Source organism: Microbacterium sp. UBA1097 (assembly GCF_002313585.1).
In the GTDB taxonomy this organism is placed as follows: domain Bacteria; phylum Actinomycetota; class Actinomycetes; order Actinomycetales; family Microbacteriaceae; genus Microbacterium.
Genome location: NZ_DCBW01000058.1, coordinates 1 through 23408 on the forward strand (window position 1 = coordinate 1; position 23408 = coordinate 23408).

The window sequence follows — 23408 nt, forward strand, 5'->3', positions numbered from 1 at the left end:
GCGCTCACGACTCCAAATACTCAGCTCCGCAACGAGGTGATGCTGTCGAGGCGATAGCTGAGTCGCTGACGAGGCAGCAATGTCGGCTCAAGCGGATCTCCGAACCACTCGAAACGAGGTTCGCGGCCGCGCGTACTCTCCCCTCGACGGAACGATTCAATACCCACCAGTTACGTCCCTCCCCCGGAGCTACGGCACCACCCGATACTCGACGGCGAGCGGATCAGGTTTCGCTGCGGAGTGATCTGTCCGGGGAACGTTCGATGAGCCAGGGACGGTGATTCTCGCCGGGGGCGAAGCCCATCTCGCTCGGTCGGAAGCTCCGAATCGGAACCCGCCGAATGCTCGCGCCCAGAGATGCCGCAAATCGTTCGTTGAGAGCTCTTGCTGCGGTGTTCCCGTCCAGCGTCGCCGCGACGATATCGTGATGCGGCTCGGTGCTCGCAACCGCGTGCAGCAGCGCGAACCCTGCCCCGCGGCGTCTGGCCTGGGGAACTATTGCCACCAGTTGCACAAACATCGGCGCGCTATCCGTGCGACCAGCCAGAGCGATACAGAAGCCGACGGTGCAGTCCGAGATCTCGGCTAGGAAGACAATCTTCTTCTCGATCGTCGAAACGTTGAAAGCAACACCCTGGATGGTTGTTGACTCGCACTCTGCCTGGACCCAGCGCATCCACCTTCCGTCCTCAACCGTGGGCTCGGCAGGGCGAATCCACACTTCCGAGGGCGGCAATGAATCGAGACGCTCCCGCCACTCGTCAAAGCCCGGTTCCGCATACGGCGAATGAGCGTGCAGGAAAGTCATGAGCGCCGCCCAAGCCCCGGCAGGCCTCCCCCAACCGTGCGGACGCTGGAACCTGACAGCTGCCAGGCCTCGACCGGAGGGATGTATCGACTCCGCCGTTCGGCGCGAAGCTGAGCGCGACCTCGCTCCCGCAACTCCTCAAGTCGAGCGACCATCGCCTGCCCGGCGTGCTCAATTGCAGCCGACTCGACGGCACGTGTCCGAGGCGTGACCTCGGGATATGTGCTGCCGGTTGAAACAGTCGACGGCGCAGGTTCAAGTATCCCCGACGCGCGATGCCCCGTGCCACTGCATCGCGCTTCCGAGGCACTCTCGTGAGCACAGACCACGCCTGCCGCGGTCGCGGACGCACGCCGACCGCACACCCGACATATGACCCTGAACACTCCCTGCACCTCCGAGAATGACGAAGCGGTCGGCACAGATGCGCCCCGATCATCTGGGTAGAGAGTAAACGCGAGCTGCGACGCCGACACCAGCGTGCCCATCAGACCCCGATGCGCTACCTATAGATGTCCTGACCCAACGAGTTGCGATCGGTCTTCGAGGGGAACGGGCGAGCAGTCACCGGTCGGAGCATTGCCACTGATTCGGGCCTCACCCGTGCCCGCTGACGCAATATTTGCGCACACGCAACGCTTACTAGTGACGAGGAGGGCCACCGGCACCGCTTCCGTCGTTGGAAAGCTCTGAGTGAGAGGTCTCGTGCGCCAGTGGCCCTACTCTGGTCAGCGTTGCGGGCGCGAAAGTATTCCGAACCCGATCATTCAAAAAGCTCATTCTTCGTATAGCCCTCGTGCTGCCTGCGGAGATATAGCTGGATCGCAACAACCGCAGCGGCGCATGCAAGTGCGGCGAGTATCGACTCGAGCCACCCAAGAGGGAGGGCCTCGGGCCAGAAGAGGCGACCTGCGATCAACAGGTAGAAGGCGCATATGAACATGAAGGAGGCATACGCGAGTTCTCTGTGCAATCCGCGCGAACTTGCCCCGTCTGCGATTCCACAGCTAAGCCCGGACAAGAACCACACCGCACCGTACCCTCCTCCTACCCACGCCACACCCTCGGCGTTGTGTGTCGCGACGAAGTAGCTCATGAGGGGCAGGAAGGCGATGGTCGTGACCGAGTTCACCAACATGAACCACTTGAGGCATGTGTTGCGGATAAGTGATGCGTTCACTTCGCCCCTCTTTCGATAATGGCCTGGACTACGGGATCTGAAAATGCGCGGATGTTCCTATACGCGAAAGACTCAAGTACGCTGCGTCCGAGTTTGGACAACGAGAATATGTTCCTCGCCGGCCCGTGAGGCGACTGCTCTTGATGACGCTCGACCAAGCCAACGTCTGTATGTCGTCGCAACTGCCTATAGAGAACCTGTTCGGATGGCCGATATGCGCCATCCGTGACCTTCTCAACTCGAGCACGTATCGCCCCGACGTCACCCGCCGCTTCGTCAAGAACAACGAACGTCCAGAACGTAAGTAGACCTTGACGGAAGACGCTCTCCCAGCTCTCCCGAAGGTCGTCAGCAGCCGACGTGTTATGCATGCCTAGTATTATACTAGGCATTTAAATCACGCGCAATAGTCATTCGAGCGATCTCGGCTCCGGCCTGCGCAACCTCAATATCAGGTCGGGGTCGTGGACGCTGTCGACGCGAGCCGTTAGCTCACCTTCTAGTGATACTCCGAAGAACCTGGCGGCAGTGGTTGTTATGGCTGTCAGCACCCACTCCGTCGAGAGAAGGTGCGCCAGAAGAGTCGCTTCCTCCTTTAGCGCGAAGCCAGGAACAACTCCAACGCCTGGACTGAGGCTTGCGGGCAGCAACGTCCCGCCAGCCTCGACAAACGCGCTTACGGCCGTTCGCAGCACTTGCCACCCGCGTTCGACAACCCGCCGCTGCGCAGGTGACGGTTCTCGTAGCCCGGACTTCGAGGCGAGTTGCTGGCGGCCGGCAAGGTAACCTCCAAAGCGACGCATCTCCACTAGGTGGCGTGCGTGCGGAAACACGGGAACGAGCTCCTCGAGGTGGCTAGTCTCTAGTGCCTCGCGGGGGAGTATGGAGCGGCGAAGCGCAAGCATGCCGGTAAGAATCGCGACCCCAGACTGAGCAACTGCTTCGGCACGTCTGATCACCTCCTCATCACGCAGGTTCGCAATCCCACTCAACGTGTCGCCCTCATGGCTCGTTGTGCCGAGCACATGGTGAGCACCGACGAGCGCCGCGTTGCCAACCGCCGAGAGCTCGGCCGCAACGACTCGGGTCGTCCGGACGAGGATTGGCAGATGGGTTTGCGCCCGGACCGATCGCACGAACGCTGCGTCCCCAGTACGAACGCTAATGACACCCGTCTCTTCACAGCTGTACGCCGATAGTGAGCGCCCCAAGGCCATGCGATCGGTGATCTGCCTCTCGGACTCGGAGCGCGGGTCCTCGTCTGTGAGCGTTGGCCCCGCAGCAACGATGCGAAGCTCCGGGTGGGCGGCTCGTGCTCGGTAAATCGACTCGAACGTGGATCCCGAGTCGACCACAGCGCCGACACCGAAGCGGAGCGTGGCCTCCGCGATGGCGTCCGTGGCCCTGGTCGCGGAGTCCTGGAGAGACTCGCGGTATCCCATGAGCGAGGAACCCGCGTCCAATAGGAGCGGCGTCCTTACCTCGTTCGCATCCGTCTTGTCCCAGCCGCCACGCTGGAAAGTCGCTATGCCATCGCGCGCATCTGTCACGGGGAGATTCTCGCCCCCTCTCCGACGTTAGCCCGTGGTTTGCCCCAGCGACGAAATTGCCGCCACACCAGGATTTGGTAGCCGATGTGCACCATCAGAGCGGGCAGGATCGAACCCGACACCAGGGCAACGGCACCGAGCGATAGGCCGAGCAATATCTTGCCCAAGACCGCAGGCAGCCCGAAAGCCAGATGGCTACCGGCGTAGAAGGTTGCCTGCAGTACGAGAGCCAACCACGGGTCCAGGCCCAGCGGAACGCAGACGAGTAGTACCGTTCCTCGGTAAAGCACTTCCTCTGCGGTCGCCGTCCACAGCGTGATGCCCGCGAACACTGCGGGTCTCTGAGCAATCAACGCTACGCCGATGAAGGATTCATCTACTCCCGGCATCGTCCCGCGGAGGCTTGCCGGGAGCGCATCTACAGGTGTCCTGCTGGCGCGTCGATTGATGAGCGCGCGAGACAGACGTCGCTCAAGCTGGAAAGCAACAAAACCGGCGACACTCCCTGCAACGAACGCCGCGACCATTACCCAAGGGCTTCCAACCTGGACGGCGTTGAGTGGGTCGCCGCCGACGCTCGCCGAAAGCCCAATAGCCACGAGCAGGCAGGTCGCGCCAAGCAGCAACGGCGCAACTATTGACGTCGTTCGACGGAGGGATGGAAGTATCGAGGTCGCGAGGAGCGAGTACCCCCCCAGAACAAGAAGCGGTATCAGCAGGAACCCAGCGACTGTCCCTGCCATGAGTTACTCTTCCGGCGCCAGCGTTATCCGCCCCGCTGGCCCGATTCCGATCAAAAGGCTCACAAATTGACGGGAGCCATCGAGCTTGAAGAAGTTGTTGATCGCCTCGTCGAAGAATCCTGCTACAGCGCAGCAGCTGTAGCCGGTCGCGGTCGCAACGAGATAGAAGTTCTGCGTGAGAGCCCCTAGATCGACGTGAGAAAAACGCAGCGAGCGCGTCTTGTATTTCCACGCCACTTTTTCCTGATTGTGAATGATCGTCACAACCAGCGGCGCGTGGAACAACCAGTCGCCTTCAAAAGTAACGTCCTGAACCGCGAGTCTCATGTCGCCTCGATCCCGGAGGACCAGCGCATGCCCGACTGGATCGTACATGTAGAAACCTGGCTCGAGCCCAGCCACGCGGTTCACGATGATTCCAACATCGACAGAGTTGAGCCCACCGATAGTTGGATACCGGAATAGCGGCATGTCCTTGACTCCGTAGCCCGCCTCAACCCCGCGGCGACCGGCGGCAAAGTGTAGCAACGTCGATAGCTCATCAAGCGTGACCGGCTCATTGGAGAAATTCCGGTTCGATCGGCGCGCGTTCAACACATCGCTGAGGGCCACATCGAGCTTGTCAGCGGGCGGCGGTAGAGAGATCGCCTCCTCGCGTGCGCTTATGTAGTCCAGGAGATCAGTTGGTAGTTGAGTGCTCTGGCGCTGCGATGTGAAAAATTCGCCTACGGAGCGCACAAAGACACGCTGGATGATCTCTGCCAGACTCGCGGGTTCGCCCGAGCGCTCGTTGACTACGTCAACGGCGGACTCGATGACTTCGCGAATCGCATCCTGAGAGCGAGCGGGAAGGGACGGAATCACGTCGATGGCGAGCTGCACATTCGGATCGAGTGTCCGCTTCGAGGAGGTATCAATAGTTACAGAGGTAGCAGCCATCAGGATTCTCCAACGTTCTGAGGGGCATGTCCATGAGTCGCGGGCGACTCGATTCGACTTAGCAACAAGACCGCGACTGTTCCTCGGTCCACACCATCGTTCCGCAACAGGTCGTTTACCTCGCGATCTATGAACGCTTCCACCAGCGCTGGGCGCCAACCAGTCCCCGGGGGCAACAAGCATCCCCGGAGAAGTCCGGAAGCGACGAGTCCGGCACTCATAAGTGACGAGCGGTAGCCACGCTCGCCATGGAGGAACTGCGACCGCGCAATTGTCGCCACGAGGAACGCGAACGCTCTGCCAGGACCAGACAGGTTAGGAACGCCGGGTATCGCGTGTTGCAGTGCGACTGTGTCGTCCTCGCTCCACGTCGCCTCATACACGAGGTCGGGCCGGCCTGGCACCTGTCGCCAAAGTGCGCCGTCTGCGACCACGAGAACGTCAACACCATAAAGAGCGGCCACCACCTGCGGCTCTGTCCAACACGGAGCGAAGACTTGCGCGAGTTGCGGAGCCACTGTCTGCCAACTCACAACTCTATTGGAACCCTCCTCAGCCATCCGCTTTGCACCTTCATCGGCTGTTGTGAAGTAGAACTCGCGCACCGTGGAGGCGATCTTTTCGGGCAATAGCCGCTTGACTCCCGCGGGAGTGAGACTCGATGCAAGGTGATAGCGCTCCCCTTCGGTCCCCCGCGCGTCACCCAGCCGACTCGCGGCCGCCTTGACGCTGTTCGGGTCGAGCTCAACGGTGTCCAGTGGTGGCACGAGCGTCTGTTCGAGCATTCGCTTCACTTCGTCCACGCTAATTGCCATTAGTTCGACCTCCTCTGTGTCAGATGAAAGGGTGTCGCAGGTAAGGGCGGTTTTGGATGCACGCGGGACAGCGAGGGAGTTGGAGCACTCGATCCTTCACAATCTCGAGTCGCCCTAGATCTACTCGCATCACAGCGCCCTCAAGGAAGCTGCCCCTACCTGCGAGGTGTTGAGCGACCGAGATTGATGTGTACGAAGCAGCCAGGTCCGCGACGAAGCGAGGCAAGATCGACCCGCTGCCAGCTCCCAGTGATGACTTGTAGTAGAGGTAGTCGAGCCGAAGCGAGCGCGCAGCCTCGTCCATGGTGTCAAAGTCATGGAAACATGCGGTGTACTGAGGCCGAAAGAGAGGCCCGATGACGCATTCAGCTCCATCAACGAAGACCGCATGCCATGGCCGCCCCGTGCCGAGAGCGATTTCGTTAGCATCAAAGAACACGCCGATATTGGGCTGGTCCGAGGCAACAACGACAAGATCTGAATCGTCGAAGACTGCTGAATCAACCTCAGGGCATGACGCAACTTTCGCGCCGAGATCACCGAGTTGAGCAGCCAACGCCTCCGCGATCATCCCCTCACCCACGATGCCGACCATCGCATTGGTGATTTGCTGCGGGGCAGGTAGGTCAAGGCCGACTGAAATGAACGCGCCAGTCGTAGCAGACTCCTGTATCAACACCCTCTGGTCGACGAGCGTCTCGATCATGGAGTCCACGACCTCGGTGGGCACATCCTCTGAGACGGCCAGAGTGTCCCTAGAAGCGGGCAAAACAAAGTGTTCAACGATGTCACCGAGCACGCCGTTTCGTTGATCATCCTTCATTCGTCGCGAGAGCGTCGAACGGCTTCCCAGCCGAACGACGATCTCGTCGTTGCTACTACGGACGACCGTAAGCGCCGGATTCACGACAAGCTTTGAGTCTGATGTTTCGAGCAAGATACCCCCTTGAATGACATGGAATAACGCAGGCTCACCATCGCGAATGGTGATAGTTCCTCTGGACGATGGACAAGAGAAGTGCGACAAGAATCCCCGCGCTCCCCAGCGCAGTCAGAGTGTTCCATACGAGGTCGACGCCCTCGACCAGCATGGCCGTCGCCACGATCAGCGACAACACTGAGTACGTCGCCGCCGAAACGACGCCCAGCCAGCGGCGCCACAATACGAAGAGAAAGGAGCTTCCAACCCAGCACCCAGCGAGCACATGCGAACCAAGGCTTGGCTCGGGTATCCCTTGAATAGGACCTACGACGAGAGTCAGCGCAAGCACGCACCACTGCAGGAGCTTGATGCCAAGCAGGACCAGCACCACTCGCCAGGCACCCATGCTCATCGAAGCTCTGGGGGTGGTCTCATCGCTCGACGCACTCATGGGAACGGCAAGGGCTGGGTGGTGAGATCGTCATACCCCAGAGGCGTAGTGTCGATGCTCATGATCTGACGGATTTCACGGTACCGCCGGTGTCCCAGCATGGGCATATTCGGCGGGAAGGCGGGCACCAGTTCCGGGATTAGAACCTTCCGCAGACGCACCACATCAAATGTCGACGGCGTGAAATCAAAGGCTATGGGCGTAAGAGAGTGCTGCTCGCAGATATCAAGAACGCGCGCCAATTCGGCGTTGGGGTTGTCCCCGCGCCAATCGGGTAGTGACGAAAGGGGAGCTACTCGCTGCTGGGGATCTCGGAAGTACCAGTCGAGTTGCCGCTGGTTCGCTGGAAACCCATAGTACGGAATGACCTGGATAAAGTTGTCGAAATCGCTCGGGCGTGCATCCTCATCGATGCCGAACATCCGCTGGTAGCCGCCCGTCAACTCCCATGACGGCGCAAGTGCGGGGATCCGAACCATGCGCTCAGCCTGCACGAGTTCCGACACGGCACTGCGCATCGCCTCCTCTGCGTTTAGTCCGACCCCTCCACCGGCAAGGTACCCGTTGTTCGGGGCGGTTGGATCAATGGCGACGACCGTGATGACGGAGACATCTGGGATATCCAATGCGTGGCTATAAAACGTCACCTCCACGCCTGCCCGGTCGGCGGCAGCGAGCCACTCACGCAGCCCCTTGTTACGAAGAGGGCGGTCCAGTTCGATGCGAGCCGGCGGAATCCGGCAATACCAGCTGAGGTTGATGGCATCCCGTTCGATGAGCTCGAGTATCGCGTGGTGCAGGGCCTGCTCGTCCGTGATGTGAGTGGCTAGGCCGCCCGAGCTCGAGAATCCAACGCGTTGTTCGTCGAACTGCATGACGTAGAAGAGATGGATGAGTTGTGCGGGCACCCAGATCTCTTGGTTAGTGACGAGATCGACACCCACAACCCAAGACAGCTCGGTATCCTCCGTCCACGGATCGCAGAGGAAGCCCGGGCTCGCCAACTGCTCGGGCGCACAGAGCTCAAGGGTTGCCGGACCAACGGCGCGAAGTCCTGCCTGAACTAGCTCGGAGTAGGTCGCGCGGCGCTGCTGGGAGGGGTCGGTTGCTTCCAACGAGGACAGGCTGCCAAGCATTCTCTCAACCGCCTCGCCGAGCGATGAGGCGACGGTATCGAAGAGCGTCAGACCTTTACCTCCTCCGTATATCTCACGATCGAGTCCCGCAGACGAGCCGCTAAGACCGAGCATCCGAGAGAGACTATGGTCCAAGGACATCGGCGTTGCGGAGCCCTGATACCCGCCTATACCCACCCCGGGCCGGAAGACCATGAGCAGATTGCGAATGGCCCCAAAAGGTGAATATACCGATGTCAAATCATGGAGCGCATTCGCCTCATTGATAGGCATCACGGGCGGAATCCATGGGGTGGTCGAGTTCAGCTGAGTTACTTTCACCATGTCCTTCTCTCGAACCTAAGAGCAGTCGCAGATCGTGTCACGAAACTACACGCTTCGAATTCTGAAGCCCGACCCACGCGGCCAGGGCGGCCACCGGAAGAACCGCAAGCGATTTCCATATCGTCCCCTCGGCTGGCGGGGTGCTTGTATAGACCGCCGTAAGCCACTCAAACCAATGTCGGAGCGGATTGAACTGCATCAGGTCCTGAATCCAGGTAGGCAGACCGCCAAGAGGAGCTGCCGCTCCACTGCCGAAGAAAAGAACGAAAAACAACGCTGCACTCACGGCTTGTGTAGTTCGAGTGCTGAGCGGAAGGGTGCCCAGGAAGTAACCGACAGCGCATAGCCAGGCAACGAGCAGCACGTTCAGACCTATGAACTTGGGCGACACGCTCGTCAGGAGAAGTCCGTGGCCTATGCCGACAACCGCGACAATAATCGCGGCGGCAAGCGCGAGTAGTACGCAGGTAGCAGAAATGATTGCTACCCCGAATACCCACCCCGGCAACGGCATTACCTTGTACCGGCGGTCAGCACCGCGCGCCCGCAGCTCTGCGAAATAGATGGGCATACCCATCAACATAAGGTTCGCTGAAACAGTTCCAATTAGCGTCGGAAACATGAAGTCGATGAATCTAATGCCCTGATCGGTCTGCTCGTTCGCGTAAGGGAGGCCAATGAAGAGATAAATGACCAAGGGGAATGCGAGAGAGAAGAAGACCGCCACGGGCTCGCGCAGCAACAGAAGTACTTCCTGTCGCGCCCACACTGCTAGCATCCGAGCGCGCGAGGCTCGACGGCCGGTTCCGGACTGGACAGTGGTCATGCGGCCTCTTCCGATCGCGCGAAAAGGAACACGTCTTCCAGCCGAATAGGACCCACGATGACGTCCTCGGCAGCATCGTCAGCGTCGATTGCCGCACGTAGGAGCTCGATCTCGTGACGCGAGCCGATAGCCACCATCGTTGAGCCCGCACGGCTGTGACGAAGCTCCGATGACTCGATCATCGCCATAGTGGACGGAGAAGCTGATGGAATCCGAATCCGCCATTCTCCGCCGCTCGTGGCGATAACACTGCTTACACTGCCGTCTAGGATCAGGCGCCCATTCCGCATCATGATAACGCGATCAGCGAAGGCCTCGGCCTCGCCGAGGTCGTGCGTACTCGCGAGCACTCCGCACGACGGTCCAGTCGTGGCACGCAGGAGCTCCCAAAGCTCCGCACGCCCCTCTGGGTCCATCCCGGACGTGGGCTCGTCGAGGAGTAGAAACGGTGGGCGACCGATGCATGCGATCGCAATGTCAAGCCTCCGCTGTTGACCACCCGACAGCCTATCGACGGGCGTCTTCCACGCATGCGCTAGACCGACCCGCTCCAGGAGGTCACGAGGATTTTCGGGACTCGGGTATAAACAGGCAGCCGCGTGGAGCGCTTCCCCCGCACGAAGTCGATTAGGTAATCCGGCCTGCTGCAGCTGTACGCCGACAAGGCTCCGATGCGGCCCGCCGGGCCGAACTGCGACGCCTGCGATCGATGCGCGTCCGAGTGTGGGACGGCGTAGCCCGACCAGCATTTCCATCGTCGTGGTCTTGCCGGATCCGTTAGGCCCCACGAGGACAACGACCTCGCCTGCATGAATACGGAAGCTCGCGCTCTCAACGACGGTGTTAGCTCCGTACGTCTTTGAGAGGTTGTCCGCCTCGGCGACTGGGACGTCACTCTTTGGCACAGCCTCTCCCCCCTTTGCTAGCCGACAACATTCGGTGCAGTGCGCTCGTGGAGGCCGCACTGCACCGAATGCTCAGTGGTGGTTAGAAGATGCTCCAGCTGAAGATGTTGAACCAGCACCAGCAACAGCATGAACAGCACCATCCGCCTGGAGCGGCTACTCCCTCGGCAGCGAAGTGCTTCTCCTCCACGCGATCAATCGTTGTAATCATGCGAGACCTCTCATATCTCGTTGGTTACTTGACAGCGCTTCATCTCGTCGGACCCCGAATGCTCCGACCCCCGACTTGTCCCGAAGCGGCACCAGCTTATCTGCGCGGGCGGAATCGGTCTAGAGGATTCGTGCTACAAGCACGTTACGCATCGTCCGCGAGCGCTCCGATTGCCGAGTAAGGATCCCAGCGACATAAGGCGCAAACAGATCCCGAGCATTGCTCGTAGAGCCTTCATGTCCTAGCTTCCCCACGGACGACCGAAGCGCTGGCTTCAGTTCAGCCGCTGGTGCCTCACGGCTCCAAACCAGACGCAATCGCAACCAATCCGAGCGTGAGGAGCCCAGCGATCCTCGGCCTCCAGCGACCGTCCAGCAGTGGTGCGCATGCGGATCGACAGCACCCAGGTCCACGGTCTCGCACTTCCCCAGCAGGACTACGCCGACCTGGCGAAGGCACTGCTGGAGGGCGCCCGCAACGAAGAAGCCAAGAAAGCCGCTATCGACCAGGACGTGGACGCAGTCTGACACTCTCAGCTTTGAGCACTCGATGCACAGCACCGAAACTTGAGCCGAGTTCGGCCGCGATTGGCTTGATCGCGAAGCCCTCTTCATACAGCGCAACGGCTCGAGTTCGTTGCGCCTTCGTCAGTGGCTGACGACGCATCTGAACTCCGCGATCATGGAGCAACTCGAGGACGCTCGGTTTCGAGATGCCGAACTGCTTGCACAACGCGGGCGTGCCAACACCGGACTCGTACAGCCCTACCATCTCCGCCACCTGCTCATCGGTGAGGCGACGACGAATGAGCCAGGAGCGCTCCACCTCGTCCCGGTCAGGGTTGGAATCTGTGGGTATGGTCGCCATGAGTTCGGCCAACTTCTGCACCTTCTCCAGAGGTGGGAGCAGCCGTCCTGATTTATTAGAGGCTGATCCTACCGGGCCCACCATGTCAGCGTTACTCGAGTGGTTGTCGCGCGCTATGCGACCTCGACGGGGTCACCAATGCGGAGAACTCCGCCGCCGCTCTTGGGGAGCAGCAGAACACCCAGCGTCGGCGCGGACTGCCCGAGTTCCCGCGTGAGGGTTCGCAGCAGTGGCGCGTCCTGCAGACCGGTGTCGGGGTTTGCCATGATCGCAGCGCACCGCACGATAGGACGCTGCACCGCGAACACGACGTCGCCGATCCGCACCCTCCCCTGCCACTCGAGCTCGCTCCACGGCGCAATGCCCTCGACCACGATGTTGGAGCGGAATCGGCGGTCATCGACAACGCCATCGGTGGCCCGCCCAAGTTCCACGACGGATGCCGCCGCATGAACCGACACATACCCGCGGGGCCGGTCCTGAAACTGCGAGGTGACGCCGTCACCAATGAGCCGAAGCGGAAGCCGGCCGGGGCGCTCTAGATGCCGGGCATCGGAAGTCTCACGCAGCCATGCCGTGACGGAATCCTCGATCTCTCGGCGACCCGCGTCGTCGAGAGCGGCATCCACGAGCATGCGATCGCCGTCGCTGATCGTGAGCCAGCGCCGATGGCTGTCGTAACTCAGCTTCAGCCGCGCGAGCGAGGGCATGTCCATGAGCGCAAGGCCGCGCTTCTTCGGCCAGTACGGCAGCCCGTCCTCGACCTCGGGCTCGACGGCATCGGCGAACCGAAAGGCAAGCACCCGATCACCCTCGACGCGCCCGTCGTCCTGCACCACGATCTGCTCGCGCACTTCGGGCGTGAACCCCTTCACCGGGTAGCGATACAGCGCGGCGACAGATGCCATGCCGCCATCGTGCCACGCGCCGGGTACCGCTCACTTCGATAGACTGCGATCAATGGATGCCGGAACGGATGCCGCGCTCACATCACTGGGCGACCCGACCCGCGCCCGCATCCTGAGCCTCATGCGCGCCTCCCCCGACGGTCGTGTGCTCGTCGGGCGGCTCGCGACCGAACTCGGTCTGCGTCAACCGACCGTCAGCCACCACATGAAGACCCTGCTTGCCGACGGCATCGTGAGCCGCGAACCGGTAGGACGCCAGGTCTGGTATTCGGTGGCGCCGGATGCCGCAGACCGCGTCGACGCGCTCCTCGGCCGCCCCCGCGAGGCAGCATCCGTCGACCTCGATCGGATCGCGGCCGACCTCCAGGCGCGATTCGGCGAGCGCGTCGACGCCGACCAGATTCGTGAGGTCGTCGCCGACAGCCACGCACGCCTCTCGGCGACGGATGCCCCGCTCCTGGCATCCCGCACCTTCTCGTTCGCCGCGAGCAGGCTCGACGCGCTGACCGCGGCATCAGCAAGACCGTCGGATACCACCCCGAGCGTGCTGTTCGTGTGCGTGCAGAACGCCGGCAGATCCCAACTGGCGGCCGGCATCCTGCGCCACCTCGCCGGCGGCGCGGTCAGCGTGCGAACCGCTGGCTCTGCACCTACCACGGACGTTCGCTCGACGATCGTCACCGCGCTGGATGAGATCGGCGTCTCGATCGGCGACGAGTTCCCGAAGCCACTGACCGACGAAGCAGTTCGTGCCGCGGATGTCGTCATCACGATGGGATGCGGCGACGCCTGCCCCATCTATCCCGGAACGCGATACCTCGATTGGGAGCTCGAAGATCCCGTCGGCAAGCCGCTCGCAGCCGTGCGCGGCATCCGTGATGACATCGACAGGCGCGTGCGAGAACTCCTCACAGAACTTCGCTCCGCCGAGAAAGTGAACACGAGCTGAACTCCCCTGGGTTCGGCTTCCCCGATAGATAGATAACCATCTATGCTTTTCTCATCCCGAGAAAGGTGAAGCCCATGTCGACCACCCCTCCCGTCGTCCTGTTCGTCTGCGTTCATAACGCCGGCCGCTCACAGATCGCCGCTGGATACCTGCAGGCCCTCGCCGGCGACCGTGTCGAGGTCCGCTCGGCGGGATCTCAGCCGAAGGACCAGATCAACCCCGTCGCCGTGCAGGTCATGGCCGAAGAGGGCATCGACATCGCGAACAACGCGCCCAAGGTCCTTACTGTGCAGTCCGTGCAGGAGTCCGACGTCGTCATCACGATGGGATGCGGCGACGCCTGCCCGATCTACCCCGGCAAGCGCTACGAAGACTGGCAGCTTGACGACCCGGCCGGCCAGGATGTCGAGACCGTGCGCCGCATCCGTGACGAGATCCGGGGACGCGTCGAGACCCTGCTTTCCGAGATCGCCCCCGCCGCGTGACTCTCGCTCCCCTCGCCCGCCGAGCCGCCGCGGAGTTCCTCGGCACCGGACTGCTCGTCACGGTGGTGGTCGGCTCGGGCATCATGGCGACCAGGCTTACAACGGATGTCGGCATCCAAATGCTCGCCAACAGCATCGCGACGGCCCTCGGCCTATCGGTTCTGATCCTGATGTTCGGCACGATCTCAGGCGCACATTTCAATCCGGCGGTGTCGCTCGTGGACTGGTTCCTCGGGCGGCGCCGCCGAGTGGGGCTCACAGGGCCGATGCTCGGGATCTACACGCTCGCCCAGATCGCCGGCGCTATCGGCGGAGCCGTCCTCGCCAACGTCATGTTCGACGTGCCCACGAGCCTGTCGACCACTGCCCGAGCAACTCCGGCAACGCTGATCGCAGAGGTTGTCGCGACGTTCGGACTCGTGCTGCTGATCGTCGCGCTCGCCCGCACCGGGCGCGGCGCTGCAGCAGCACCGGCGGTAGGCGCATACATCGGTGCGGCGTACTGGTTCACCAGCTCGACGTCGTTTGCGAACCCCGCGGTCACGATCGGGCGCCTGTTCAGCGACACCTTCGCCGGCATCGGGGCTCCGTCGGTACTCCCGTTCATCGCCGCGCAGCTTGTCGGCGCTGCTATCGCGGTGGTCGCAGCGATCGCGCTCTTCCCCCACGTCGCTGATGCTGCCGAAGAGATCGTCATCCCGCATGCGGATGTCGATCCCGACGCCTCAGCTGTTCACCGCCGCGACCGAACCGCCCCGTAGAATCCGGCCGTGACCGCGAGCGCCCACGACACCGCCACCGCATCGCGCGGCTCGGCAGGCGAGGTGTTCTGGGCCTTCCTGCGCCTGGGCCTTACCTCCTTCGGCGGACCGATCGCGCACCTCGGCTACTTCCGCGACGACCTCGTCGTGCGACGCCGGTGGATGAGTGACAAGGCATATGCCGACCTGGTCGCCCTGTGCCAGTTCTTGCCCGGGCCGGCGTCCAGCCAGGTCGGCTTCGCGATGGGCCTGCACCGTGCCGGCCCGCTCGGCGCTCTCGCGGCCTTCCTCGCTTTCACGCTGCCCTCGGCGATCCTCATGGTCGCCTTCGCGTTCGGCGCGGCACTGTTTGAGGGTGTCATCGGTGCGGGTCTGCTGACGGGCCTGAAGATCGTGGCGGTGGCTATCGTCGCCCAGGCGGTCTGGGGCATGGCGAAGACGCTGACCCCCGATGCGCGGCGTGCCTCAATTGCCGTGGTTGCGGCAGTCGTCGCGCTCCTTCTCGCGGGATCGATCGGACAGGTCCTCGCGATCGTTCTCGGCGCGGTCGCCGGTCTCCTCCTTTGCCGGTCCGCGCCCGCCGGAATCGGCGACACCGGTCTCATGCGTTTCCCGGTATCACGCACAGCAGGAGTCGTCAGCCTGGTGGCGTTCGTCGTCATCCTGCTCGGGATGCCGATCCTCGCCGCCCTCAGCAGCAACGGGGCTGTGAGCTTGTTCGACACGTTCTACCGCGCCGGAGCCCTCGTCTTCGGCGGCGGACACGTCGTCCTCCCGCTGCTGCAGGCGGGGGTGGTCGAGACCGGATGGGTGAGTCCCGAGCAGTTCCTCGCCGGCTACGGCGCCGTGCAAGCGATGCCCGGGCCGCTGTTCACCTTCTCGGCCTACCTCGGGACCCTGTCATCGGTCGGCCCCGGCGGCGTTCTCGGCGCCGCCATCGCCCTGGTCGCGATCTTCCTTCCCGGGTTTCTGGTACTGGTCGGTGTGCTGCCGTTCTGGAACGCTCTTCGAGGGCGAACCTGGATGCAGTCGCTCATGCGCGGGGCGAACGCCGCCGTGGTCGGCATCCTCGGCGCGGCTCTCTATGACCCGCTCTTCACGACGGGGATCGTCGGCGTAGGGTCGTTCAGCCTCGCGCTCGTGTGCTTCGTGCTGCTCATTGCGTGGAAGTTGCCGCCCTGGGCAGTCGTCCTCATCGGGGGTGCGGGCGGCATCCTGCTGGCTGCGCTGGGAGTTTCCTGATCAGGTCGGAATCTCGACCAGTTCAGCGCCGGCGTGCGCGACCTCGGCGAGCGCAGCCTCACTGGATTCGGCGGCGACCCCCGCGATGAGGTTCGTGATCACCCGCACGTGTCTGCCGTGCGCGATCGCGTCCAGCGTCGAGGCGCGGACGCAGTAGTCGGTGGCGATGCCGGCGACATCCACCTCGAGGATCCCGTGCTCGGTCAGCAGATCCGACACCTTGGCGCCGTCATCCGTCGTACCTTCGAAGAGTGAGTACGCCGGTTCTCCTTGCCCCTTCTTGACGTGGTGGGTGACGGATGCCGTGTCGAAACCCGGGTCGTACTCCGCGCCCTCCGTCCCGCTCACGCAGTGGACCGGCCACGTGTCGACGAAGTCAGGTTCGGGATGGAAATGTCCGCCATTGTCGTGATCGGGATGGTGCCAGTCGCGCGAGGCGACGATGATGTCGTATTCCTCGGCGTGCGTCACGAGGTACTGCGAGATCCGTTCGGCTACGGCATCCCCGCCCTCGACACCGAGCGCGCCGCCTTCGGTGAAGTCGTTCTGGACATCGACGATGAACAGTGCCCTACCCATAACGTCGAGGCTACGCTCGTTCACCCGTCGTCGGAATCCCGCTTCTTCCGCAGCGCACGGCGGCTGAGCGGCTGCGACTCGCCCTCGGCGTGGGTGGCTCCGACAAGGTCAGCCGACCGCGGGTCGTGAACCGCTCCCACCACTTCGGGTCCGCGCCGCCAGAGCTTCGACGGCCACCAGATCGCCCGCCCGATGTCGTACGACAGGGCCGGGACGAGGAGCGAGCGCACGACGAAGGTGTCGAGCAGCACACCGAACGCGACGATGAACGCCAGCTGTGCGAGGAACAGGATCGGGATGACCCCGAGCGCAGCGAAGGTCGCTGCGAGCACGAGGCCCGCCGATGTGATCACCCCGCCGGTGGCGACGAGCCCGCGCAAGATGCCGCGACGCGTGCCGTGCACGAGCGACTCCTCCCGCACGCGCGACATCAAGAAGATGTTGTAGTCGACGCCGAGGGCAACGAGGAACACGAATCCATAAAGCGGTACTGCCGGGTCTGCGCCCGGGAACCCGAGGACGTAGTCGAAGACGAGCGCGCTGACACCGAGGGCCGAACCGAACGACACGACAACCGTGAGGATCAACAGGACCGGCGCGAGCACTGCCCGCAGCAGCAGCATCAGGATCAGCAGGATGACCACCAGCACGATCGGGATGATGACGGTGCGATCGCGGATCGAGGTGTCGTTCGAATCGACATCCGTCGCCGTCACTCCGCCGACCAGGGCGACACCGTCGCCGAGCTCGTCGGTGAACGCGACGCGCAGGTCGCGCACGGTTTGCTCGGCCTCGACCGAGTCCGCGGCATCCGTCAGCGTCGCGATCACGAGCACGTCGCCGTCCGAGACGGTGGGGCTCGGCGCCGGAGTACCCGGCGGCCCGAAGGCCGTGAAGACCGGCTCCCCGTTTTCGACAGAGACAGGCGCCTGTCCGCTCGGCGAGTCCTCGGAGGCGACAGATACCGAGTCGATCCCGGCGCTGTCGTCGAGGATCGTGACCGCGGCGGCAAGCTCGCTCTCGGGAACGATCACGTAGACGGGGCTACCGGAGCCTGCCGGGAAGTGCTCGGCGAGAACATTCTGCCCGTCTCGCGCTTCGGAATAGCCCAGCACGAGGTCGCTGGATGCCACACCATCCGCTTTGAACTGGGTGACACCGAGGGCTGCCACCAGCAGCGCGACCGTCGTGATGATCCAGACCGGGCGCGACCGTCGCGCGATCAGGCGCGCTTGGCGTGGCCAGAATCCCTTGACCGGCTTGGTGAAGTCGTCGGGAAGCTCTGCGAGCCCGTGCTTGGGGATGAACGGCCAGAACGCTACGCGGCCGAAGAGCGCGAGCAGCGCGGGCAGGAAGGTGAGGGCGGAGAGCATCGCGAACGCGATGCCGATCGAGGCGATGGGTCCTAGCGCCCGGTTGGTCGCAAGATCCGAGAGCAGCAGGATCAGAAGACCCGCGATGACTGTGCCGCCCGACGCGAGGATCGGCTCGAAGGATCCCTTCCAGGCACGCAGCGTCGCGTTCCATCGCTGCTCGCCCTCGCCGATGGCCTCCCGGAATCTCGCGACATACAGCAGGGCATAGTCTGTTGCCGCGCCGATCACGAGAATGAACAGGATGCCTTGGACCTGACCGTTGAGGACGAAGACGCCGGCGTAGGCGAGCCACCACACAACGAGCAGCGCCACGGTCAGCGCGAAGGTCGAGGTCATGAGCACGAGGATCGGCAGCAGCGGCGATCGGTAGACGATCACCAGGATGACGAACACCGCCACTAGGGCGACGATGAGCAGCAGTCCGTCGATGCCGAGGAATCCCTTGACGAGGTCAGACGTGAAGCCTGCCGGTCCCGTTACCCACCCCTCGAGCGGCGCCTGCAGATCGTCGGTGACGAGGGTACGGATCTCTTCGACGATCTCACGCACTTCACCCGACGAATCGATCGGGATGAAGACCTGCACCGCTTCGCCGTCATCCGAGACCACCGGTGGGGATACTCCATCGAGGACACCGTCGATGTTCGCGATCTCGTCGACGAGCGTCTGGACCTCGGCGAGCTGATCATCGGTGAGCTCTCCGTCGCCCGTCACGACAAGGACGGCGGGGATTGCTTCGTCACCCAAGAAGTCTGGGAGGCGCTCAGCGACGCGCGTGGCGTCCGCGCTCTCGGGGAGGAAGCTCGACTGGTCGTTGCTCGCGACCTCGTCGACCTTTCCGAAGTAGGGGCCCCCGACCGACCCCACCCCGACCCAGATCAGCACGAGCAACGCGGGGATGCCGATTCGCAACCACCGGGAGGGGCGGACGGAGTTCTTCTTCTGAGCCATCTTGCTAGCTTATCTAGCTAAACCGGCATCCGCGCAAGCCCTATCGTTGACGGATGGTGTCGGCAGCAATCGCTCTCCTGGGAGCGTTCATTTACGGCGCCGCCGACTTCTTCGGGGGCCTTGCAGCCAGACGCTTGCGCTCGATCGTCGTTACCGCGACGGCGGCTCTGAGCGGTCTGGTCGTTCTGTTCATACTGATCCCCCTGCTCGGAGCCCGGTGGAACATCGAAGACGTCGCCTGGGGCGCGCTCTCGGGAGTGTTCGGCGTGACAGCAATCGCGCTTCTATACGCCTGCCTCGCGATCGGCCCGATGAGCATCCTCTCCCCCGTCACCGCGGTCACGTCCGCGATTGCACCGATGATCTGGGGGCTCACAATCGGCGGTGAGAGCCTGACGGTCACCGGCTACCTCGGGCTCGGGGTGGCTCTGATCGCCGTCGTGCTCGTCGGATTCATCCCCGGACAAGGTGCGGTTCGTCCGTCAGCGCGCGGACTCGTGATGGCGATCGGCTCTGGATTGGCGATCGGCGCATTCCTTATCACCCTCGATCAGGCCAGCGATGACAGCGGGCTCGTGCCGATGATCGCCAACCGCGCCACGAACGCGACCATCACGATGGTCATCGTCGTTGCGATGATCATCGCCGCCACACGGCGGGGAGCCAGCGCGACATCCGCGCTCCGAGCCCGCGGTATCGAACTCGGCGCGACCCCCACCGGGCACGCCGACCTCGAGCATGCGCGCACCTCTCCGGCAGGGACGGCACGATCCACGCCCGCAGGATGGGGCCTTGCCTTCGTGTGCGGTGTGCTTGATGTCACCGCCAACGTGCTGCTACTCGCTGCACTCCGTCTCGGAGACCTGTCGATCGTGGCAGCCCTTACCGCGTTGTACCCCGCCGGGACGATCCTGCTCGCCGCCGTCGTGCTTCGCGAGCGCGTCGCTGCCGTGCAGTGGCTGGGTCTTGCGCTGGCTCTGGGCGCCGGCGTGCTGCTGGCACTCGCTTGACGCGGCGTCAGCCCTCAAGGAACAGCAGCACGACCGACACGACAAGGCCGATGAGGGCAAGCGCGGCGAAGCCTGCGGTGAGACGAGCGAGCGAGCGCACCAGCGGCGACGTCCGGGAGACCCGGACGGTATCGTGCCGACCGAGGCGCGCCCACAGGTCGACCTCTTCATCGTGCACGGTCGCGCCGTGCGGCAGCGGGGCTTCGCCGAGGATGCCGCTGTCATCGAACCATCGCACCACCTCGCCGGCGGGAGTTGGCGAGACGACGGCCCGTACGGGCACCCACGACCCGTCGGCGACCCACGCGATCAGGGCCGCGATGCCGAGGAGCACAGCCGCGCCAAGTCCGATCCAGGTGTAGATCTCCAGGGCAACGGCTAGCGCGGGTGGCACAGCCCCATTCTCTCAGGGAGCGGACCTGCCCACCCAAGGGTTCGCTCCCCCGGGCCATAAACGGAGCCACCTAAGGGAATCGTCCCCACCGCCACTCCAGCCGCCGCTTCGCGGCGCCCGGAGCCTCTGGCGGCGTGGGCCCACCCAAGGGTTCACTCCCCGCCGGATGAACGAAAGAGACCGCCCTACGGACGGTCTCTTTTGTTCAGAGCCACCTAAGGGAATCGAACCCTTGACCTATTCATTACGAGTGAATCGCTCTGCCGTCTGAGCTAAGGTGGCGTGATCGCTCGCGCGATGCACGATCAACGATCTTACCGTGTCCCCACTCGGCTCGTGACCACCTGTCACTACTCGCAGACAAGGCCGTCGGCTGGCACGATGCCGTCGATGAAATAGGCCTCGACGGCATCATCCACGCATGTGTTGCCCTTGTTGTAGCCGGTGTGGCCCTCACCGACGCGCGTGATGAGCACGCCCGACTCGAGCTGCTCGGCCAGCGCGACCGACCAGTCATACGGTGTCGCCGGGTCACCCGTCGTCCCGATCACCACGATCGGCTCGGCACCTGCTGCGGCGATCGGCTCCCGAACGCCAGTAGGTGCGTATGGCCATACGTCGCACAAGTCCACGCCCTCCCAGTAGGGGGCGATGGTCGGGGCCTGCTGGGCGATAGCTGCCTGAGACGCAGCGCGCTCGGCATCCGTCTCGCCGTCCGGGTAATCCATGCAGTTGTAGGTCAGAAAAGCCTCGGTCGAATTGTCGAGATACTGGCCGCCCTGGCGGTTGTAGTAGAAATCGGCGAGAGTGAATGCGGTGCTGGGATTCCCCCGCAGCACGTCGGTGAGCGCCTGCGTGAGGTACGGCCAACTCTCTTCCGCGTACAGCGCGGTGACGATGGCGGTCACGAGCGAGTCAGCGCCCAGCATCCGGCCATCGCTGTTGCGGATGGGGTCGCGGTCGACGCTGGCCAGAAGGATCGCAAGATCTCCCATGGCCTCATCGACCGAACCGCTGAAGGGGCAATCGCTCTGACCCACGCACGACGCCATGTAGGCGCGCAGCGCGTTCTCGAAGCCGATGGCCTGCTGGGTCGAGACATCAAGCCCGCTCAAGGACGGATCGATCGCGCCATCGAGCACGAGACGCCCGACACGATCCGGGTAGTGCTTCGCGTACGTCGCCCCGAGGAAGGTGCCATACGAGTAGCCGAGGTAGTTGAGTTTCTCGTCGCCAAGAACCGCGCGCAACAGGTCCATGTCCTGCGCCGCGTTTCCGGTCGTGATGAACGGCAGGATGCCGTTGCTGTTCTGCTCGCACGCGGCCGCGAACTCCTGCTGTTGCTCGGTGACGAACGCGTCCCATTCGGCGGAACGGCGCTGCCCGGGCGGGATGTCAAAGACGAACGAATCCATGCCCGCAGCGTCCAGGCACGTGACCGCGGTGGACTTACCGACCCCGCGGGGATCGAAGCCAATGACGTCGTAGTTCTCCTCGAGCGCCTGACCGACCGCGAAACCCAGGGAATCGCGCACGAGATCCACGCCGCTCGCTCCCGGGCCGCCGGGATTGGTCAGCAGCGAACCGAGCGGCTCACCACCGGTCGCCGCGTGACGGATGACAGAGAGGTCGATCGTTCCCGCATCCGGGTCGCTCCAGTCCAGGGGCGCGGTGACGGTGGTGCAGTCAAAGCCTTCGCCGCAGGCGGCCCAGTCCAGTGTCTGCTGATAGAAGGAAAGAAGATCCTCCGCGACCCCGTCGGTGATCGGTGTCGGGGAACGGTGCGGGGCTGAGCTCTGATCCGGCATCGGGATGAGGTAGCAGCCGGCGAGCGCGACAGCCGCCGCCACCATCGTGGCGCTCGCTGTCAGGATGCGTCGAGCGAGGCGTGCGGTCATGGTGTCCTTCCCGACGAGACGGTGATGAGCAGGCTCTCGAGAGCAAGGGTGGGTGCGACGTTCTGTTCGAGGTTCCGGCGCGTGCGGGCGATCTCATCGAGCACGACCAGCGTGCGCTGCGGTGACCACGCCGCCGCGAGCGCGCGAAGGTCCTCGTCCAGCTCTCGGTTGATCAGGACACTCCCTCCTGTCGGGTCGGTCCTGCCGAACTGAATCATGAGTACGTCGCGGTACAGCGATTGCAGATCCGTGAGCACGCGGTCGATTCCGTCGCGCAGGCTCCGGGTCGCGCGGCGCTTCTGATCCTCTTCGAGCGCGGTGATCTGCGCTCGAACCGCCGGCGGCACGGCTGCGCCCTCGGCGATTCCGAGAGTGCGCTTGAGGCTCTCGCGCTCGGTCTCGTCTCGCTCCGTGGTGAGCGCCTTGGCGTCATCCGTAGCCGCCTGGACGATGCGACCTGCCACATCGACAGCATCGCCGACGCTGCGAACACCGAGCGCAGCTCGCAGCGTCACGTCTCGACGTGCACGAGCTTCGCCATCCGTGGCGAGCCGCTGTGCCATGCCGATGTGCCGTTGCGCGTGCCGCGCTGACTGCTCAGCAGTGACGGGATCGGCTCCGGTTCGCTGGGCGATGAGCGCAGCGACGTCGGCGACGTCGGGCTCGCGCAGGCGCACCACACGCACCCGAGAACGGATGGTCGGAAGAAGGTCTGCATCGCTCGGGGCGCACAGCACCCACACGGTGCGCTCGGGTGGCTCCTCGAGCGCTTTGAGCAGAACGTTGGAGGTGCGCTCGGCCATGCGGTCGGCATCCTCGACGATGATCACCCGATACCGGCCGAGCGAGGGGGCGAAGTAGGCGCGCTCGACCAGCTGCCGAGCCTCGTCGATGCGGATGATGACCTGCTCGGTTCGCAGCACTGTCACATCGGGGTGGGTCCGCGCGATCACCTGACGCATCGTGGCCTCGTCGCCGGGCTCGGCGATGAGCGCTGCCGCGAACGCCGCAGCGAGGGTCGAGCGGCCAGAGCCGGGTGGACCCGTGATCAGCCAGGCGTGCGCGAGTGAGTCGGGGTCGGATGCCGCGGCCTGGAATTGCGCGACGGCCTCCGGCTGCCCCCACACGGCGCCCCACGGAACTACCTGTTCGGGGGGCGCTTGCTGCATGCAGCCCAG

24 protein-coding genes, 1 tRNA gene and 1 pseudogene are annotated in these 23408 nt (G+C 63.6%); 6 read left to right on the forward strand and 20 right to left on the reverse strand.

Going from position 1 to position 23408, the window contains the following annotated elements:
• Nucleotides 1-223: 223 nt before the first annotated feature.
• From B4F19_RS13370 to B4F19_RS15920, 12 genes and pseudogenes are all read right to left on the reverse strand, one after another.
• Nucleotides 224-676: a GNAT family N-acetyltransferase gene (locus B4F19_RS13370; RefSeq protein ID WP_292735649.1), complete on the reverse strand. Its 453-nt coding sequence runs from the start codon at nucleotides 674-676 to the stop codon at nucleotides 224-226.
• 895 nt (nucleotides 677-1571) lie between these two features.
• Nucleotides 1572-1988, reverse strand: a complete 417-nt coding sequence (locus B4F19_RS13375) for a hypothetical protein (protein WP_292735651.1) — start codon at nucleotides 1986-1988, stop codon at nucleotides 1572-1574.
• Nucleotides 1985-2380, reverse strand: a complete 396-nt coding sequence (locus B4F19_RS15915) for a PadR family transcriptional regulator (RefSeq protein ID WP_366768201.1) — start codon at nucleotides 2378-2380, stop codon at nucleotides 1985-1987. Before B4F19_RS15915 ends, B4F19_RS13375 begins: the two co-directional genes overlap by 4 nt.
• Nucleotides 2381-2398: 18 nt before the next feature.
• Complete coding sequence (locus B4F19_RS13380) at nucleotides 2399-3538, reverse strand: hypothetical protein (RefSeq protein WP_292735652.1); 1140 nt, start codon at nucleotides 3536-3538, stop codon at nucleotides 2399-2401.
• Complete coding sequence (locus B4F19_RS13385) at nucleotides 3535-4281, reverse strand: CPBP family intramembrane glutamic endopeptidase (RefSeq protein WP_292735654.1); 747 nt, start codon at nucleotides 4279-4281, stop codon at nucleotides 3535-3537. Before B4F19_RS13385 ends, B4F19_RS13380 begins: the two co-directional genes overlap by 4 nt.
• A 3-nt stretch (nucleotides 4282-4284) precedes the next feature.
• Nucleotides 4285-5220 (reverse strand): SagB/ThcOx family dehydrogenase, encoded by a 936-nt coding sequence (locus B4F19_RS13390; protein WP_292735656.1) that lies wholly within the window; start codon nucleotides 5218-5220, stop codon nucleotides 4285-4287.
• Between the two features lie 834 nt (nucleotides 5221-6054).
• Nucleotides 6055-6972 (reverse strand): TOMM precursor leader peptide-binding protein, encoded by a 918-nt coding sequence (locus B4F19_RS13395; RefSeq protein ID WP_292735658.1) that lies wholly within the window; start codon nucleotides 6970-6972, stop codon nucleotides 6055-6057.
• Nucleotides 6973-7006: 34 nt separating this feature from the next.
• Nucleotides 7007-7369, reverse strand: coding sequence for a hypothetical protein (locus tag B4F19_RS13400; RefSeq protein WP_292735660.1), 363 nt, complete (start codon nucleotides 7367-7369; stop codon nucleotides 7007-7009).
• A 35-nt stretch (nucleotides 7370-7404) separates the two neighbouring features.
• Entirely contained in the window at nucleotides 7405-8658 is a 1254-nt protein-coding gene (locus tag B4F19_RS13405; RefSeq protein WP_292735662.1) for a YcaO-like family protein, read from the reverse strand.
• A gap of 247 nt (nucleotides 8659-8905) precedes the next feature.
• On the reverse strand, nucleotides 8906-9694 hold the full coding sequence (locus B4F19_RS13410) for an ABC transporter permease (RefSeq protein ID WP_292735664.1): 789 nt from the start codon (nucleotides 9692-9694) through the stop codon (nucleotides 8906-8908).
• Nucleotides 9691-9876: a hypothetical protein gene (locus B4F19_RS13415; RefSeq protein WP_292735666.1), complete on the reverse strand. Its 186-nt coding sequence runs from the start codon at nucleotides 9874-9876 to the stop codon at nucleotides 9691-9693. Before B4F19_RS13415 ends, B4F19_RS13410 begins: the two co-directional genes overlap by 4 nt.
• Before the next feature lie 153 nt (nucleotides 9877-10029).
• Nucleotides 10030-10659: pseudogene (locus B4F19_RS15920) on the reverse strand (ABC transporter ATP-binding protein); the annotation flags it as partial.
• 537 nt (nucleotides 10660-11196) lie between these two features.
• On the opposite strand from B4F19_RS15920, the gene B4F19_RS13420 reads away from it, so the two are divergent.
• Nucleotides 11197-11337 carry a hypothetical protein gene (locus B4F19_RS13420; RefSeq protein ID WP_292735668.1) on the forward strand — a complete coding sequence of 47 codons (141 nt, stop codon included), beginning with the start codon at nucleotides 11197-11199 and terminating at the stop codon, nucleotides 11335-11337.
• Here the strand turns inward: B4F19_RS13420 and B4F19_RS13425 are convergent.
• Together B4F19_RS13425 and B4F19_RS13430 are read right to left on the reverse strand one after the other, a co-directional pair.
• A complete protein-coding gene (locus B4F19_RS13425; protein ID WP_292735670.1) occupies nucleotides 11309-11689 on the reverse strand; it encodes a helix-turn-helix domain-containing protein in 381 nt (126 codons plus the stop codon). The genes B4F19_RS13420 and B4F19_RS13425 overlap by 29 nt on opposite strands.
• Nucleotides 11690-11790: 101 nt before the next feature.
• Nucleotides 11791-12585 (reverse strand): MOSC domain-containing protein, encoded by a 795-nt coding sequence (locus B4F19_RS13430; protein WP_228178023.1) that lies wholly within the window; start codon nucleotides 12583-12585, stop codon nucleotides 11791-11793.
• A 52-nt stretch (nucleotides 12586-12637) separates the two neighbouring features.
• On the opposite strand from B4F19_RS13430, the gene B4F19_RS13435 reads away from it, so the two are divergent.
• The 4 genes from B4F19_RS13435 to chrA all read left to right on the forward strand — a co-directional run bounded on the left by B4F19_RS13435 (nucleotide 12638) and on the right by chrA (nucleotide 16022).
• The gene (locus B4F19_RS13435; protein ID WP_292735672.1) at nucleotides 12638-13534 is read left to right on the forward strand and encodes a metalloregulator ArsR/SmtB family transcription factor; all 897 of its coding nucleotides are present in this window, start codon (nucleotides 12638-12640) and stop codon (nucleotides 13532-13534) included.
• A 74-nt stretch (nucleotides 13535-13608) separates the two neighbouring features.
• Entirely contained in the window at nucleotides 13609-14019 is a 411-nt protein-coding gene (locus B4F19_RS13440) for an arsenate reductase ArsC (protein ID WP_228178021.1), read from the forward strand.
• Nucleotides 14016-14780 carry an aquaporin gene (locus B4F19_RS13445; RefSeq protein ID WP_228178020.1) on the forward strand — a complete coding sequence of 255 codons (765 nt, stop codon included), beginning with the start codon at nucleotides 14016-14018 and terminating at the stop codon, nucleotides 14778-14780. Before B4F19_RS13440 ends, B4F19_RS13445 begins: the two co-directional genes overlap by 4 nt.
• A gap of 9 nt (nucleotides 14781-14789) precedes the next feature.
• The gene (gene chrA, locus B4F19_RS13450) at nucleotides 14790-16022 is read left to right on the forward strand and encodes a chromate efflux transporter (RefSeq protein ID WP_292735674.1); all 1233 of its coding nucleotides are present in this window, start codon (nucleotides 14790-14792) and stop codon (nucleotides 16020-16022) included.
• Here the strand turns inward: chrA and B4F19_RS13455 are convergent, their stop codons facing one another.
• Nucleotides 16023-16601 carry an isochorismatase family protein gene (locus B4F19_RS13455; RefSeq protein WP_228178018.1) on the reverse strand — a complete coding sequence of 193 codons (579 nt, stop codon included), beginning with the start codon at nucleotides 16599-16601 and terminating at the stop codon, nucleotides 16023-16025.
• Between the two features lie 20 nt (nucleotides 16602-16621).
• Complete coding sequence (locus B4F19_RS13460) at nucleotides 16622-18928, reverse strand: MMPL family transporter (RefSeq protein ID WP_228178017.1); 2307 nt, start codon at nucleotides 18926-18928, stop codon at nucleotides 16622-16624.
• Nucleotides 18929-18981: 53 nt separating this feature from the next.
• On the opposite strand from B4F19_RS13460, the gene B4F19_RS13465 reads away from it, so the two are divergent.
• Complete coding sequence (locus B4F19_RS13465) at nucleotides 18982-19938, forward strand: DMT family transporter (protein WP_292735676.1); 957 nt, start codon at nucleotides 18982-18984, stop codon at nucleotides 19936-19938.
• A 7-nt stretch (nucleotides 19939-19945) separates the two neighbouring features.
• On the opposite strand, the gene B4F19_RS13470 is transcribed toward B4F19_RS13465, so the two are convergent.
• From B4F19_RS13470 to B4F19_RS13485, 4 genes are all read right to left on the reverse strand, one after another.
• Entirely contained in the window at nucleotides 19946-20332 is a 387-nt protein-coding gene (locus tag B4F19_RS13470) for a hypothetical protein (protein ID WP_292730393.1), read from the reverse strand.
• 209 nt (nucleotides 20333-20541) lie between these two features.
• Nucleotides 20542-20614, reverse strand: a tRNA-Thr gene (locus tag B4F19_RS13475).
• A 68-nt stretch (nucleotides 20615-20682) separates the two neighbouring features.
• On the reverse strand, nucleotides 20683-22230 hold the full coding sequence (locus tag B4F19_RS13480; protein WP_228178014.1) for an alpha/beta hydrolase: 1548 nt from the start codon (nucleotides 22228-22230) through the stop codon (nucleotides 20683-20685).
• Nucleotides 22227-23399, reverse strand: coding sequence for a DNA polymerase III subunit delta' (locus B4F19_RS13485; RefSeq protein ID WP_292730400.1), 1173 nt, complete (start codon nucleotides 23397-23399; stop codon nucleotides 22227-22229). Before B4F19_RS13485 ends, B4F19_RS13480 begins: the two co-directional genes overlap by 4 nt.
• Nucleotides 23400-23408 lie beyond the last annotated feature (9 nt).